The sequence below is a fragment of the Rugamonas sp. genome (assembly GCF_025354735.1).
Classification (GTDB): domain Bacteria; phylum Pseudomonadota; class Gammaproteobacteria; order Burkholderiales; family Burkholderiaceae_D; genus Rugamonas.
The window spans coordinates 1-15,662 of record NZ_JANXMI010000042.1; the positions used below are offsets into that span (position 1 = coordinate 1).

Annotated in this window: 14 protein-coding genes and 1 tRNA gene; 3 read left to right on the forward strand and 12 right to left on the reverse strand. The window is 60.2% G+C overall.

Annotation, left to right across the window (positions count from 1 at the left end; all coding sequences use genetic code 11):
• Positions 1-107 precede the first annotated feature (107 nt).
• Together istA and istB are read left to right on the forward strand one after the other, a co-directional pair.
• Entirely contained in the window at positions 108-1,634 is a 1,527-nt protein-coding gene (gene istA / locus Q0S71_RS04560; RefSeq protein ID WP_295991953.1) for an IS21 family transposase, read from the forward strand.
• Positions 1,624-2,400, forward strand: coding sequence for an IS21-like element helper ATPase IstB (istB, locus tag Q0S71_RS04565; RefSeq protein ID WP_295991956.1), 777 nt, complete (start codon positions 1,624-1,626; stop codon positions 2,398-2,400). Before istA ends, istB begins: the two co-directional genes overlap by 11 nt.
• A 240-nt stretch (positions 2,401-2,640) precedes the next feature.
• On the opposite strand, the gene Q0S71_RS04570 is transcribed toward istB, so the two are convergent.
• The 9 genes from Q0S71_RS04570 to Q0S71_RS04610 form a co-directional block, all read right to left on the reverse strand.
• Positions 2,641-4,104, reverse strand: a complete 1,464-nt coding sequence (locus tag Q0S71_RS04570) for a hypothetical protein (RefSeq protein ID WP_295991957.1) — start codon at positions 4,102-4,104, stop codon at positions 2,641-2,643.
• A 187-nt stretch (positions 4,105-4,291) separates the two neighbouring features.
• Positions 4,292-4,591, reverse strand: coding sequence for a hypothetical protein (locus Q0S71_RS04575; protein WP_295991960.1), 300 nt, complete (start codon positions 4,589-4,591; stop codon positions 4,292-4,294).
• A 1-nt stretch (position 4,592) separates the two neighbouring features.
• Positions 4,593-5,135, reverse strand: coding sequence for a DUF4755 domain-containing protein (locus Q0S71_RS04580; protein WP_295991963.1), 543 nt, complete (start codon positions 5,133-5,135; stop codon positions 4,593-4,595).
• Positions 5,136-5,204: 69 nt separating this feature from the next.
• Positions 5,205-5,807, reverse strand: coding sequence for a DUF4755 domain-containing protein (locus tag Q0S71_RS04585; protein WP_295991966.1), 603 nt, complete (start codon positions 5,805-5,807; stop codon positions 5,205-5,207).
• A 515-nt stretch (positions 5,808-6,322) separates the two neighbouring features.
• Complete coding sequence (locus Q0S71_RS04590) at positions 6,323-7,027, reverse strand: hypothetical protein (RefSeq protein ID WP_295991967.1); 705 nt, start codon at positions 7,025-7,027, stop codon at positions 6,323-6,325.
• A 116-nt stretch (positions 7,028-7,143) separates the two neighbouring features.
• Entirely contained in the window at positions 7,144-7,563 is a 420-nt protein-coding gene (locus Q0S71_RS04595) for a DUF4755 domain-containing protein (protein WP_295991969.1), read from the reverse strand.
• Between the two features lie 252 nt (positions 7,564-7,815).
• Entirely contained in the window at positions 7,816-8,811 is a 996-nt protein-coding gene (locus tag Q0S71_RS04600; RefSeq protein WP_295991972.1) for a hypothetical protein, read from the reverse strand.
• Between the two features lie 459 nt (positions 8,812-9,270).
• Complete coding sequence (locus tag Q0S71_RS04605; RefSeq protein WP_295991974.1) at positions 9,271-12,246, reverse strand: serine/threonine-protein kinase; 2,976 nt, start codon at positions 12,244-12,246, stop codon at positions 9,271-9,273.
• An 8-nt stretch (positions 12,247-12,254) separates the two neighbouring features.
• Positions 12,255-12,830: an ECF-type sigma factor gene (locus Q0S71_RS04610; RefSeq protein ID WP_295991977.1), complete on the reverse strand. Its 576-nt coding sequence runs from the start codon at positions 12,828-12,830 to the stop codon at positions 12,255-12,257.
• A gap of 9 nt (positions 12,831-12,839) precedes the next feature.
• On the opposite strand from Q0S71_RS04610, the gene Q0S71_RS04615 reads away from it, so the two are divergent.
• Complete coding sequence (locus tag Q0S71_RS04615) at positions 12,840-13,016, forward strand: hypothetical protein (RefSeq protein ID WP_295991979.1); 177 nt, start codon at positions 12,840-12,842, stop codon at positions 13,014-13,016.
• Positions 13,017-13,280: 264 nt separating this feature from the next.
• On the opposite strand, the gene Q0S71_RS04620 is transcribed toward Q0S71_RS04615, so the two are convergent.
• The 3 genes from Q0S71_RS04620 to dnaQ form a co-directional block, all read right to left on the reverse strand.
• Positions 13,281-14,663, reverse strand: a complete 1,383-nt coding sequence (locus tag Q0S71_RS04620; RefSeq protein ID WP_295991981.1) for a tyrosine-type recombinase/integrase — start codon at positions 14,661-14,663, stop codon at positions 13,281-13,283.
• A 125-nt stretch (positions 14,664-14,788) separates the two neighbouring features.
• Positions 14,789-14,863 (reverse strand) — tRNA-Val (locus Q0S71_RS04625).
• 78 nt (positions 14,864-14,941) lie between these two features.
• Positions 14,942-15,649, reverse strand: a complete 708-nt coding sequence (gene dnaQ / locus Q0S71_RS04630) for a DNA polymerase III subunit epsilon (protein WP_295991985.1) — start codon at positions 15,647-15,649, stop codon at positions 14,942-14,944.
• Positions 15,650-15,662 lie beyond the last annotated feature (13 nt).

Here is a 15,662-nt window from a genome sequence, read left to right on the forward strand (position 1 = left end):
TGTTGATTTGCACCGAAAACTGACCCACTTAGCCGCATAATTTGCATCGAAAATTGACCCACGTTTAGCACACAATCCTACTTATCTTGATGAGTAGGGGGATCGGAGTGATCGACGTGGCATTACTAGGAATAATCAGACGCTGGCATCTTCGCGACCAGGTCCCTTTGAGGGAAATCGCCAAGCGCCTCGGCATCTCGCGCAACACCGTCCGGCGCTACCTGCGTTCGGAAACGACCGAGCCCGCCTATGCGGAGCGCCAATCGGCCAGCGCGATCGACCCATACGCCTTCCAGCTCTCAGGCTGGCTCAAGACCGAGGCGGCCAAATCACGCAAGCAGCGGCGCAGCCTTAAACAGCTCCACGAGGATCTATTGGAATTGGGATTCGGGGGGTCTTACGATCGCGTGGCGGCGTTCGCCAGGCAATGGAGGGAGGGTCAAACGGAGTGGGTCAATTCAGCGCGCAAACGAACATATGTTCCGCTGTCCTTCGCGCCAGGCGAGGCCTTCCAGTTCGATTGGAGCGAGGACTGGGCCGTCATCGGCGGCGAGCGCACCAAGCTGCAAGTCGCGCATTTCAAGCTTAGCAACAGCCGGGCGTTCTACCTGCGCGCCTACCTGCTGCAAACGCACGAGATGCTGTTCGACGCCCACGCGCATGCCTTCCATGCGTTTGGCGGCGTTCCGCGCCGGGGAATCTACGACAACATGAAGACGGCCGTGGACAAGGTCAGAAGCGGCAAGGACCGCGATGTCAACGCCCGGTTCGAGGCGATGGTCAGCCACTATCTGTTCGACGCGGAGTTCTGCAATCCGGCCTCCGGCTGGGAAAAGGGCCAAGTCGAGAAGAACGTCCGCGACAGCCGCCACCGCATCTGGCAGAAAATCCAGCCCTTCGGTTCCCTGGACGAGCTGAACGTGTGGCTAGGGGCCGAATGCGAAAGGCTGTGGCGGGACGCGAAGCATCCCGAAGCTGATATCAGCGTCTGGGAGGCCTGGCAGGCAGAGAAACCGCACCTCATGCCCTACGGGAAGCCGTTCGATGGCTTTGTGGAGCATCCGAAGCGCGTGTCGCCCACTTGCCTGGTCACGCATGAGCGCAATCGATACAGCGTGCCGGCCTCCTTCGCCAATCGGCCGATCAGCCTGCGGGTCTACGCCGACAAGCTCGTCTTCGTCGCCGAGGGCAAAGTCGTCGCCGAGCATGAGCGGGACATCACGCGCGACCACGGGCCAGGACGCACCATCTTCAATTGGCGGCACTACCTGGCGGTCTTGCAACGCAAGCCAGGCGCGTTGCGCAACGGCGCGCCATTCCATGAGTTCCCCGACGAGTTCAAGCGCTTGCAGGCCATCCTGATGAAGCGCCCAGGCGGCGATCGGGAGATGGTCGACATCCTTGCCCTGGTGATGTTTCACGATGAGGCCAAGGTGCTCGAAGCCGTCAAGCAGGCTCTGGACGGCGGCGCCCCGTCCAAGCAAATCATCTTGAACATCCTGAGCCGCCTTCTGGACACGGCTCCGCCGCCGCGCATCGACGCGCCCCAAGCCCTCGCCCTGGAGATCGAGCCCATGGCCGACATCGGGCGCTATGACCAACTTAGAAAAAGGATAGATAAAAATGCAGCATGAAGCCATGCAACACATGTTCAAATCGTTGAAGCTGCGCGGAATGGCGCAAGCGTTGGAGGACCTCGCCGGCCAGGACTCGCCAGCCTACCAAGCGGCGTTGCCGGTCCTGGCCGGGCTGCTCAAAGCGGAGACGGCCGAGCGGGAGGTCCGGTCGCTGGCCTACCAGATGAAAGTCGCGAAGTTCCCCGCTTACAGGGACTTGAACGGCTTCGACTTCGGTTGCAGCGAGGTGGACGAGTCGCTGGTCCGCCAGCTCCATCGAGGCGATTTCATGGAGGCGGCCCACAACGTGGTGCTGGTCGGTGGGCCTGGAACGGGGAAGACTCACCTGGCGACGGCGCTGGGCACGCAGGCGATCGAACAACACAACTGCCGAGTGCGCTACTTCTCCACGGTGGAGCTAGTGAATATGTTGGAGCAGGAAAAGCAGCAAGGCAATGCGGGCCATCTCGCGATGCGGCTGCTCTACACCGACCTGGTGATTTTGGACGAGCTGGGATATCTGCCATTCAGCCAGACCGGCGGAGCTCTGCTTTTCCATTTGATCAGCAAGCTTTATGAGCGCACCAGCATCATCATCACGACCAACCTGGGCTTCTCGGAATGGGGCTCAGTATTCGGCGACGCGAAAATGACGACAGCCCTGCTTGATCGGCTCACCCATCATTGCCATATAATCGAAACCGGGAACGACAGCTATCGTTTTAAAAACAGCTCAACTCAGATAATCGGAAAGGAGACGGGAAACAACTTAGCATCGGCTTGACCATTTTTTTTCAACCCATAGGTGGGTCATAATTCGATGCAAATGGCGGGTCAGATTCCAACGCAAAACAACAGCGAAAGACGACCACTTATTCACAGCGATAAGGACCGATAGACAGCCTTCATCGCTGATAAAAAATCCGCGAGCGCTTCTCAGCGCGGAGTCTTTGAGCCCGGCGGCTCCGGCGGCAAAACCTCCATCTCGATCGCGCGAACGCGCAAAAAAATCCAGCAGTCGCGCTTAGACGGCGGCGCTTCCATTTGGCTCTCTCTCAACCAGCGCCCTTGCTTGAGATGGGGGCGGAGACTGCGCGCCAAGGATCTGAATGCGATCCGCCCATTCCACAAGCTTCTCACGCGCTTGTCCTCGCATGATTTCGAACCGGCGCTTGGCCAAGCGCTCGCGCTCGAACTTGGGATCGTCCAACTCTACAAGCAGCTTGAAGACGTCAGGGCGACCACTCACGCCCTTCTCGGCCAACTCCACCGACGCCCGCGCGCTCGCGGCGGCCAAAGAGCCTGACCAGCTCTCAGCTCCACCCATGATCGCGGCCCGCCCCTCACGGTCGGCCGCGATCGCCCATGCCACCACGCCATCACGACTGTGGGAGATGTCGACGAACTCCGAGCCCACCTCGGCCTTGGCGCGAAGCTCATCGATCTGCCGGCGCGCCGACTCCTTAGCAAACGCCCACCGCTCGCGCGCCGCGCGCTCGTCGCGCAGGAAGGAGTCCTCCGCGACAGCCCGGCTCTCGGCAAGGAACTCCACCTCCGCCGCATTTTCAAGCTTCGCGATTTTTGGGACAGCCTTGCTATTCCAAGATTTCAATAACCGCTCCCCCACTCGCTTGGGCAAGTCCGCCATTTCAATCGACAACTTCGATTTCGCAAGGTCGGAAGCATCCTTGCGGAGCGATCCCACATATGAAAGCGATCCATCATGCCGCCGCGACACCGTTTCGCCAATTATTCTCCATGTTGACTCGCGGTGCTCAACACTTAGAATGTAGCGTCCCGTCCGCACGCTCGACATGGATCCTCCTGTCTCCACAAACATGGTCACTGGCTGCCCGTCAGGGGTCATCCCGCGCCCCTGGAATCCTGTTGGGCGGTAGACTGCTCTTGTGGCGGCCTCGCACCGTAGCGAGCATTCCAATAGCGGACGCGTCATCTGAACCGAAGACACATGCCATTCGCCGCCCCCGTCGCGCCACCTTGCGAGCCGAGCCCGAAAGCGGAACTCCCGACGCGCCAAGTCGACGGCAATCTCCAAGCCGTCGTCAGAAAATGTCCAGTCAGCTTTGCGGCCGGCTTCATCCCTGAGCGCGGAAGGCCCCGCCCAAAAAACCAAAAATCGACGCGCGCGAACCAGCCAAGGAAACAACAGAGGCCCCCAAGCCACGGTCGGCAGCAGCAGCCAATACAGAAGAGGAGGCGCTAAGACGCCGGTCATGGCGTAGAGCGCGGCAAAGCCATTAGGCAACAAGATCGACACCCCCCATCCCCACGCCGCCCTGACGACTTTGCTCAGATTGAGCGGAAATAACATTGGTCCCCAGCCGAATAGCACAATGAACGACCACGCAGACATCCGGTCCATGCGCCCGAGGCTGGCGATAAGCGGGCCGCCAACCCAGACATAGTGGGTGAAATAGCATCCCCACGCGAAGCGAGCTAACCAAAGCAATCGAATCAACCACAGCATTTTTTCAACCTCCAAGAACATGGCAAATACAGGCGCTACTTCGTCACGCAATGCCACCGCAGCAAACCGCGCCGCGCCAATCTATCCAAAAATCGCGATGCAAAACTGCCAAGCCGGCGATCGAGCGCTACGACGATGGACTGCGGTCACCCCGGCATGGAGACTTAACGCCGCGAAAGACTCAAGGTCACCGCTCGGCCACCACCGCCCACGCGCCATCGGCTTTCACAAACCGCGCGCTCACCACCCCGCCGGTCGCGTTAGAAATGTCGCACTTGTAGCCGCCAGCATCGGCCTTGGAGCAACCGACGAGCTTCGTTTTTCCAATGGCCTCCTTATAGTTTGGAGCCAGCTGGCTAACGCCAGTAGCCTCCGCCTGCTTGATTAGCGCGGCGCGCATGTCCGCTTCGCTAGGACTTGAACTGCATCCAGCCAAAATGAAGAGCAGGATTGTCGCGCAGGTCGAGCGCATGGCATTTGGGTTCATATCAGGTTCCTTTTTCATTGAAGTGTTTGTGGCGCTCTATTTCTGTCGCCCGCTCAGCTCCGGTTGGCGCCGAGCCGTTGTTGATCTGTTCGCGAAGGATCTCCATCCAGCGTTCGCGGTCCATCTTGTCCCGCATCGAAATGCGCCACATCGGGATTTCGCGATCGCGCACGCTCACGAACAGGCTGCTCAGCTCGTCCGCGCAATCAGCGACGACAGCGCTCGCCGACTCGTTCACCCATGCTGCCGATAGGCCGCCGCCTGCGAGCATCTCTGCCCGCGCCTCTCGATCCCTCCAATCAAGCACGTCCTCATAGTCGTAGGATTTGTAGGCGCCGTCGGCCAGGAGCAAAACAAGCCGCTCTTTCGGATTGAGGGCTATGCCAGTGCCATCCTCGGAATGATCCAACCCTCGGCCAGAGGCTACGCCGCCTGCATCCAACATCTCCGCATGCCGGCGTGCCCATGCTTCGATGCTCCGGGCTTCGCTCTCGGATTTTCCCATTCGGGTTGGCAGTCGCCAGCCCATCGACAGAAAAAGCATCGCTGCTCCCTTTTAATGACAGCCGCTTATAAGTGGTTCCGCTGGGACTCATGAGCTCGAGCGCTGTCCTCAGCGCGAACGCTGCGCCGACGACGAAAATTCCCGATGGGCATCCTCGTTGATCGCCTGCGTGAGAATCTCCATCCATCGATCCTGTGTCGCAAGGCTCCGCATCGCGACTCGCCATTTGGGATTTTCGATATCCCTGACCGTGACAAAAAAGCCGCTCGCCATTTCCGCTCTTTCAGCTGCCGCTGCGTTCGCGCTGGCGGCGCCTGCCATCGCGGCAAATCCCAACGCCCCTCCGCCGACGACTATTTGCTCACCCGCCGTGGATTTATTTGTGGCCCATTGCCGGATATCCGAGAACGGATAGGTCTTCCATTTCCCCTTGGACAGCAGCGTCAACGTCCGAGCTCGAATATTGACCGCGATGCCGCTGTCTTGTTCGGCGTGATCACAGCCTGAGTTGGGCGCGACGCCAGCAGCATTCAGCATGGCCGAGTGGATGGCAGCGAGGCTTGCCCGCCGACGCTTAGCCGACTGAATGTTGAAAGCGTGCAGCGCGACGCCAACCGCAACGCAAATCACTCCCCCGCCTGGATGGCTGCCAAACACCGCCATCAAGCCCCCGCAAATAAAAATCCACCCCAATAGAGCCCGAACCAACATACAAAGCCTCCTTTGTTTTCACTGTTCGCGACCGAGAGCGATCGCTTTGCAGACGGCGCCTAGTTCACTAACCAGACATTCCTATGAATTGCACGCAACCCTGTCGCCATTTTTGAAATGCCCCAATCTTCGTGTGACGCGGCCGCGTCGTCATTTCCTCGCGTAGATCAACGCGGGGGCTCGGCCCCTGACTGCTCCCACACCAAAGCCTCGACATCAATCGCGCGGAGCCCTATGACCACCCGACGCTTCGACCAGGCCAAGGCCCACACAACCATCGGCGCGAAAGCCAGGGGCGCAAGACCCAGCCATCCACCGCCGACCGCTTCCCGCCAACCCAGTGCCAGCCATACGGCCGCCCAAACCACCGCAGCGGATCCCCATGCTTTCATACGTGTCTCCTGTATCTTGTGCCCGCGATCGAGGCGGAGCAGTTCACTGCGGAAGGAGTCGGACGCGCGATAAGCAATCGAAGCCATCGATAACTTGATTGATGAGCGCATCCGAACGCGCGCCTAACGAAGAATTTTTTGACCCGCGTAAATTTCAGCCTCGGTCGGCGCGCTGACCACCCAGAGCCTGCGATCCTTGACACCTTCCATTGACAAGTCATAGCCCATAAGCCGTATCAGCACCCCGAAAGCTCCGCTCGCCTGAGAGTTGTAGAAACTTTTGTAGTCGCCGCCCTCTGGAAATAATTTTGCCGGCGGCACAGGGCCATTGGTTCGCGCGTGCCCGGTATTTGGCATCCGACTCATCCGGTCCTCGAAGCTGCCCCAAGCTAGAATTTCGCCCGTGGAGTTGATATTTGTCGGCCGCATTTGACTCACGCAGAAGGTTTCCTCGGGAATGGTCCGCGATTTCTTCATGCTCGACCAAACCACAGCGGACAGCCGCATGCAGGCATCCTGAGGGATGCTGGTTCCCCAGGTCATGATCATGCTTTTGTATGCCGTAGGCGGTAACGCGGTGATGTTCAATGCCACGCGGGGCCATTGCGAGCCTGGCTCGGCGACGAGGATGTCCTTGAACGAGGATTCAGACGGCGTCCCGAGCGGGGAGCCATTTGGCTTTCCCCCTAGACTCGCGCCGATCACATTGATGGCGCCTTGAATTGAGTCATGGACCATTGGCCCGCTGGGTTGATTCGCGCAGCCTGCGGCAAGCGCCGTCAAGAATATGACGATGCTTGCGCGAATAGTGGAACTCGAAATACTCATGTTTTTCCTTTGTTTGAATTGATTGATGGCCGGCCGACGCGTCGCACGCCCAGCCAATCGCCGTTGGAGGACTCTTTCATTGCAAGTCCCAGTAGCAAGTCAAAACGGCGCGGTCTCTACAAAATCGATATGGCATTCCTTGGTTGCGCGCGGACGGCATCGCCTGCGACAAAAACCAACGACAAAATTTCAAACCACTGCTCTCTTTTCACCCTGTCGTGCATGGCGATGCGCCATGTCGGATACTCGCGGTCTTTGACGGAGACAACCAATCCGGCCTCGCCGGCTACCGCCGTGCACACGCCAGCCGAGCCAGCACTGCTTCGAACCACCTCGCTGGTCTTCGCGGAGCGGCTGGCCCATTCGCATATATCGTCAAAGGTGTAGGTTCTAAGGTTCGGACCGGCTGCGACCGTCACTGTTTTCGCTTTCGCATTCAAGGCCAAACCGGTGTTGGATTCCCAATGAAAAAATTGCGAATGGACGTCGACGCCAGATTGCCGAACGACTTCACTTCGCGCTTGCAGACAACTCATCGCATATCCCCCATCAAATTTAAGATCGCGGGTTTGCCGCCAATCGATCACATGCCCAGACAATTCCGCTCACAACAGGGCGCCCCGCGCTTCAATATCAGCTCGTCGACACGCCCATGTATTTCCCAGTCGCAGGATCGAAGCGGATGCGAGCAAATCCAGACTTGCCAGCAACACGCCAACTACATGAAAGCGGACGAGAGGGAAACGCCGCCCCGCGCGCGCGCAAACGCGCGACCAAATCCGAGTCGCCTAATAGGGACGCCAGTTCGATAAGTGAAACTCCTGCGGAAGTCCGCTTGAAGCATCCGACCACCGCGTTCCACGTGTCCAAACCTTTGTTGCCCGTGGGCGCGTAGATGAACGCCGCTGGATTCGCGGCCAAGTTGGCCGCGTCTTGGACCTCCATGGCCGCGCGGGCTCCTTGCTTGTTAGGTTGCTCCGATCGTTTAGTATCGGCAGAAGCATCAAGTCGCGGTCGATTCCCTTTTGCGCCAACAGATCCAAAATCTCGAATCTGCTCTCGCTGGGCGACAACGCCGCCTCGATCAGCAAAGCGCCATCAGCCACCGGACTTCCCGGCAACTGGGCGCCTTTGGTGAACAGGCGTCGCACAGCCTCCGGACTCGCGCCGTTCGATATCGCGCATCCGAGATCGGCGCAGCGATCGGCCGCGTTGGATGGGTCGACCACGGACGCCAGCTTGTCGAGCTTTTCGTTGGCCTGGCCCACGCCGCTCTTGATGCCCGCCACGTCCTCTCGCATCGAGAGCAAAGCCTCTTGAAAGTTGCGAGCTGATGGAAACGCGCTCGCGATCACGCCGCCTTGGCTCGCCTTCGCCACCGATATAAACCCTAGGACTGTGACGCCAAGCAGCATCGCAAAGGCAATCTGCCACGCTGGCCGGCGCCATAGAGGGCCCGCCGACGGATACCGGGCGGCGAGGCCCAAGGTTGATATCAGGCGCATCGCCAGCCCGGGCGCAAAGGCTGATATCAGCATCAGCCCGACGAGAAAAGCGGTCGCTGAGTAGATGACCTTCGGCAGCACCGATAGCGTCGGCGCGAGGAAATCCAGCACGCCGACGATGGTGATCGACGCGGCCGCCACCGCGTTGACGATCACTAGATGAGACCGCACGAAGCCATACAGCCCTTCGAGCGGGACAGCCCCTTGGGCTTTGGATGAGATTTCCATGAACTTTATTTTTCCTCGCGACATCAGCATCCAGCCAGAAATGGCCTTCACGATCCGACCGGCCATTAACTTTTAAACCCTAAGGACATCACCCATCTCCGACCAATCGTCGCGAACCATAGATCGACGGCTCTTTCACTTTTATATTTCGCCAAGCCAAGCTATGCCGCGCCGACTCGCCGCCCATTCGGCGCGAATCGCCTCCCTTCCTCAGTTAGGACGGAGCGCGCGCCAAAATCCGGCCAAACAAATTGCGAGAGATGCGTTATCGAGGAAGAATTGATCTGCGCGAGCGCTGGCGGACTAAAGGGATGCGCGCCCTTGCCTGTCAATCATGGTGGCTGGATCTGCCGCGACTAGCTGCGCGGGTGCGGAACGCGTGGGCTATCTCCGATGCTCCGCGTTGTTCAGGCGCGGCGGCAATCCGGCGAGATGGCAGGAGATGCTTAATGGAAAGTATTTGAAGCGGAATCGGCGAGGACAAACCCCACCGGCACCAAATATTCGGGCTTAGGCGCCCCAACCTTGTTGATGCGGATGTCGCGCGGCGATGGCGTCGGCCTGCGATTGCAGGCGCCGCGCGGAGGAGGAATCGCCGCGTTGCCGCGCTAGGTCGGCCAATTGCCGGGCGACTCGCCCGAAGGCCATGCTGTATTGTGGATCGACGACTTTCTCGTAGGATTGCATCGCCGCCTCAAAGGCCAAGCGCGCGCCAGCAGCATCGTCCAACGCCAGCGACGCATCGCCCATGCGGTCTTGCAGGCGCGCCAGCCATTCGCGCAGATAGATTTGAGCATCAGGCCCAGCCTGCGCCACGCGCAGCAAGCCTTCATTGAGCACTCGGCGCGCCTCGCCGGGATGTCCTTCCTTCAAGGCCACACCGCCTTCCAGCCATGCTAGCCGCGCTTGCTCAGCCGGGCCGCCGCCAGGTGGCGACAATATCGTCCGGCGGCTCTCAAGGTATTCACGAGCTTCGCGCGATTTTCCTAATGCGATCAAGCCGCGTATCCGGTATTCGCTCAGCGCGCGCGCCACTATCGAGGAGCGGCCCTTCGCCAAGCGCGGCTCTTCCCGGTCCAGCTTGGCCATGGCTTGGTCTACGCGCCCTAAAACGAGCAATGCCTCCATCACCACCGGCAAGGGCGGCCTTGTGGCCTCCTGCTCCTGCTCCGCAAGCATTCGTTCGACCTTTTCGGCTCTCGCCAGCGCTTCCTCGCCGCGCCCAAGTCGCGCCAGGGCGTGAGCCTGCGCCAATTGAGAGCGAATCGACGTTGGAAGTTGAGAACGGATGCCAGCGTTGGCGAGAGGTCCACCAGTTTCTATCAGGGCCAACCCCTCTGCCGCCCTCCCCGTGTCGACAAGAAACCGCGCGTAGTTGGCCAAGCACCAATCGCTTACGCGACTTCCGCCCGCATCGTTACGGCGCTCCATCGCGTAGCCCTTCCGCATCAGAGACTCCGCCTCGGCATAGCGCCCCAATAGCTCTTGCAACCGTCCGCGCCATGTTGGGTATGAATCTCCATCGCCAGCGGCGACGCCCTGAGCGGCCTGCAAGCTCCGAGCGATGTCGAAATGGCGGGCGGCGTCCGCCAGTCGCAGATTTTGAAGATAGACGACGCCCATCATGTGATGATGTCCTAATGCGCTATCTCGCTTGGCCACACCCGGCAATATCCGGTCCATCAATTCGGCATAGCTGAGCGCGGATTCGGCGCGCATCTCAAACTCACGATTCATCAGGGCATTGCATAGATCCAGCGCCAATTGGCGATCGTCGTCGCGAGGCGACGCGGCCAGAAGCGGCAGACTCTTTAACAGGGGCTGCAACTGCGCGTCAAACGCTTCGCCGTGTCCGCCAGTCGCGGACACCAACATCCATTTCGCTTGCGCGAATTTAGTCCTCAGATCGTCCGGGCCATAGACGCGCGCGGCCAAGTCGGCCGCCTGCCGCGCAAGGACTATCGCCCGGTCAGGCAAACGCATTTCATTGTAGGTGTCCGCCAACTTGTGCAGAAGCGCGATCTGCTGCTCAGGCGCGTCCGCCAGGCCAACGCCAATGCGCGAGGCCGCATCGTCCATGAGCTGCTCGGCCGTGCGCTTGCGGGCCGCCTCCGGGTCGACCTGTTTGACACTATTATTGACGAACAGATCCTGCATGAAGCCTGTCACGACCTCGGCTTGACGCGCTTGATGACGAGCTAGCTCAGTGGCGTGCCTGGCATCGCGCGCTTGCGCAAGGGCGACGACGGTGGCAGTTAGGAGCGCAGCGCTCACCGTCGCGCCAATCACAATCAATTGCCAATTCCGCGCCAGCATCCGCCGCGCCCGATAACCCAGGGCATCAGGTTGCGCGCTCACAGGCTCCTTGCGCATCCAGCGATGCAGATCCTCGGCGAAGGCCTGCGCCGTCGCGTAGCGCTGCTCGCTTGCCTTTCGCAACGCCTTGAGCGCGATGGCATCCAAGTCTCCTCGCAACTGCCGCGCCAAGGCCCGCGCGCTTAGCCCCATGGACTTGGCGTGATCCTGCGTAACGCGGGCGCTTAGCGGCGCCAACTCCTGCTCCAACACCGCCTGCTCCACTTCCGCTCGGCTTACCCTTCGGAGTCGGTAGGGGCGCTGACCTGCGAGCAACTCGTAGAGCACGACGCCAAGGGAGTAGATGTCGGTTCCCGTGCCGATGGCGGCTCCCATGATCTGCTCTGGCGACGCATAATCGAGCGTCAGGGCCGGGGCCGCGAACTCCGTCAAGTCGCTGACAGGGCGCGCTTCGCGGTCGCCAAGAAGCTTGGCGATGCCGAAGTCCAGCAGCATCACGCGGCCCTGCTCGTCCACAAGGATGTTGCTCGGTTTGAGATCCCGGTGCACCACCAGCGCGGCGTGCGCGTGTTGGACCGCGTCGAGCAGCTCGGTGAACAGACCCGCACGCTCAGACAAGCTTAGGCTATGGCGTTTGGCATATTGGATCAACGACTCTCCGGCCACATACTGCATGGCTAGATATGGCTGCCCATCCGCCGACACGCCGGCATCGAACAGCTTCGCGATGCCGGGATGATCCAGCCCCGCCAAGATGTCTCGCTCGCGCTCGAAGCGGCGCCGCCAATCCCCTTGGGCCAAGCCAGGCAATGGCAGCTTCAAAGCGAGCCGGCGGGTTAATCGGCCATCGATCTGCTCGGCGAGCCACACCGAGCCCATGCCGCCTCGTCCCAGCAGCGATAGCAATCGGTAAGGCCCCACAAGGTCGCCCGCGCGAGGCTCATCCGCATCGGAAAAAGCAATATCGCCCAACCTCGGCAAGCTGAGCGGGTCGGCGCCTGTCGCTCCATCATGGGAGGATTCGACGCTCATCGCCAACAGCGCTTGGGCCAGGCCAGGATGATCGCGCCGCCTTTCCGACAGCCAGCGCGCCCGCGCATCCACAGGAACATCCATCCATTCGTCGGTGAGGCGAGCGAAGCACGCCAATTGCTCGGGCTCTAGGCGCATGCGAATACTCAGGCCAACAACGCGCGCAACAACAACCGGGCGCGCTCGGCGTCGCGCCTGATCGTGCGCTCGCTCACTCCCAGGCAGATCGCGGACTCCTGCTCCGTCATGCCCGCGAAATAGCAGAGGGATACCACCTGGCTCAGTCGCGGGTCGCTGGCCTCCAGGGCCTGTAAGGCTTGATGCACTTGCGCCACAGCGGCGGCCGGCTCGTCGGATAAGGCATCGGCGATCTCGTCGTCGAGGGGCACCACCTCCACATCGCCGCCGCGACTCTCAGCGAGGCGCGCGCGGGCCGTGTCGACGATCACGCTGCGCATCACATGGCTCGCGTAAGCCAAGAAGGCCGGCTCCTCCGAGCTGCGCACGCCGCCAGCGCGGGCGAGGCGCAAAAAGGATTCGTGGACCAATGCCGTCGTGTCCAGCAGCGTGAAGGTCTCATGACGGCGCAAACGCGCGCGCGCCATGGAGCGCAGTTGTCCATACATGGATTGGAATCGTGGGTCGTGGGCGTCCCGCGATTGTGATGGCTCCCGCGCAGGCGCGGCTACCGGCAAAAGGTTCTCGACATTCTCTGTCAGCATTTTTTCATCATGGCAATGAAATTCTGGGCAAGCACGACAACGAGCTATCCCTTATTGAAAAAACTTTCCTTTTCAATATTACCTCACGTCGCCGCGCTCAAGGGAATCTTCCAGTTGAAAAGTTGCGGCGCGGACAAGGCGCGCGCCAACTTGTCATTTTTTCACCCCGAACGGCGCGGAGCTTGAATCCATGCGACAAATAGAAAATAAATCCGCACGCGTCGTTTCAATAGCAGGGAATGCTGGCGCGTCGAGGCTCCTCAGGCTCGGCCGACGCCAATGGTTCGAGCCGCAGGAGTATTCCAATGCAAAACGCCGCGTCAGCGGGGGCGCAAACGCGGCTTCTATCTTTCACTGAGACGGGAATCGCGAGGGAGCACCGAGACTACACAATCGCCGGCAAAGCTCAAGGTATAGCTCTGAGGCTAGCCCCCCGAGCTCTTACTTTCCCTAGCCAGTTGCGTCATCGGCGGAGTCGCCAACGCCATTCGACTCCGGCGCTTTCGACTTGCTCACCTTCTTGGCCGGGGCCAAATTGGCGTAACGCGCGGTAGTTTGACTGTCTTTATGGTGGACGACCCAACGAAGCTGCTCCTCGGTTTTTATCGCGCGCGCGTCGATCATGTCGTTTTGGCGTATGCGCTCAATGCTTCGCTTTTGCAGATTCGCCACACTGCGCGCGCCGATCATGTCCGCGATCACCACAGGCGACGACGTGATGTCTTTGAGCACGCGGGAAATAAACGAGCGCCGCGTGTCGTGCATGCGTAGTCCCTCCAGCTTCGCGCGCGTCAGCACCCGGCGAAACACCGACTTGAATCCCTCGATCTTGTAGTGGAACACACAGTCGTCGCCCGGCGCGCGCGGAATAGCTTTGAAGGCCTCGACGGCTTCCGGCAGCAGAATGACGAGCCGCTCCTCGTCAGCCTTCGTCTGCTCCGCGTCCAGGCTTATGACGCCGCGATCAAGGTCAATCTGAGACCAAAACAGACCCAAGACCTCCGCTCGACGCATGCCAGTCGACATCGCCACCGCGAAGATCAGAGGCATTTCTTTGTTTCGGCATTTGCGCAGCTCCGTGAGCAATGCCTCCTCCTGCTCGGCCCCGATAATGGTTCGCCGCTTGCGCTCGCCCCCTTTGAGCTTGGATTTGTCGGCCTGCGTGAAGGGATTGCGGCCCCCCAACTGCTTCCACGCGGGCTGGTCCGTGTAGCGAAGCTTGTTCACCACTGATTGCAGGGCATATAGCTCGCGCTTGACCGTGCTCTTGGCCTTCCCTTGACCGAGGCGATAGTTGATGTATTCGGTCGCCTCTTGCTCGGTCAGCTCATCGATGTAAAAGTCTCCGATCGGCTTGGTCGCGAACCCCTTCGACTTTGCCCGAAGCCCGGCAATCGGGCCGCTTGGCGTCACGAAGCCCTCTTTGATATACGAAATGGGGATGGTCCTGCAATGCCGCAGCCGTGCCGCAGCCGCTTTCGCGGTCTGCTTCACTTTGTCGATGTTGGATTCCAACTGGGGGTCGACATAGTCGCGCATGTAGCTTTTGATCGCGTGCGCGAGCGTGCAGCGCCCGCGCATGACCATTTCGGCGGCGAGTTTCTCCATCTGGGAAACTACGGCCGTGGCGCGGTCCCGCCCCTGCGCGATAAGCAACCGTCCCTCGGGCGTTTTGGTGTCTTCAAGGAAAAGCTTCGCGCGCTCGATGTCCTCGAACGAACGGTCGACGACGAAGTCGCCGCGCTCGACGCGCACTCTGTAACGGATGGATCTTGATTTGTCGGCGTTCTTCCAGTCGATGACCCGGATGCCGCGTGGTATGGATGATGCCATGATTGGCCTTTGGCGTTGGTGGAATCGTTTGTCGAATTCCCCTATTTTTCACCACAAAGCCGGCATCAGCCGCTGCCCTGAAACAAGCCGGCGAACGCCAAGCTATTGATTTCAAAACAAAAATTTGGTGGGAAGTGCAAGTTTCGAACTTGCGACCCCTGCAGTGTGAATGCAGTGCTCTACCCCTGAGCTAACCTCCCGAATCGGGGCGAATTATCGCATATAACCGGGCGGATATGGAAGGCCATCCGGGAAAATTATTGCGATAGCTGCCAACTTTATTGCGCCGCCAGCGTCGCGGTCCAGATGCACTGGCCTTTGACGGCCTTGTCCAGGCCGGCCAGCGTCGCTTCGTGCGCGGCCGTTTCCTCGTCCGAAGCCGGCAGGAAGATGATGTCGGCCAGCGCGATCGGCTCCAGGCCGGTGTCGATGACCACCACCTCTTCCTCGACTTCCATGCCCAGGCTGTTCTGTCCGCGCGTCATCGACAAGTAGACGTCGGCCAGCAGTTCGGCATCGAGCAGCGCGCCGTGCAACTTGCGGTGCGAGTTCGATACGCCGTAGCGGTCGCACAGGGCATCCAGCGAGTTGCGCTTGCCCGGATGCAGTTCCTTCGCTTGCACCAGCGTGTCGATGACGCCGCCGATGTGTTCGCTGAAAGTCGGCAGCTTCAGCCGCGCGAATTCATGGTTCAGAAATCCCAGGTCGAACGGCGCGTTATGGATGATGACTTCGGCGCCGGCGATGTAGCTGCGCAAGCCTTCGACGATTTCGTGGAACTTCGGCTTATCGCTGAGGAACTCGGTGGTCAGGCCGTGGACGTTGAGCGCGCCCTCTTCCGACTCGCGCTCGGGATTGATGTAGACGTGAAAATTATTCCCCGTCAACATGCGGTTGTGCAGCTCCACGCAACCGATTTCGATGACGCGGTTGCCCTGCTTGGGATTGAGGCCGGTGGTTTCAGTATCTAGGACGATTTGGCGCATGGGTCGATGTCTG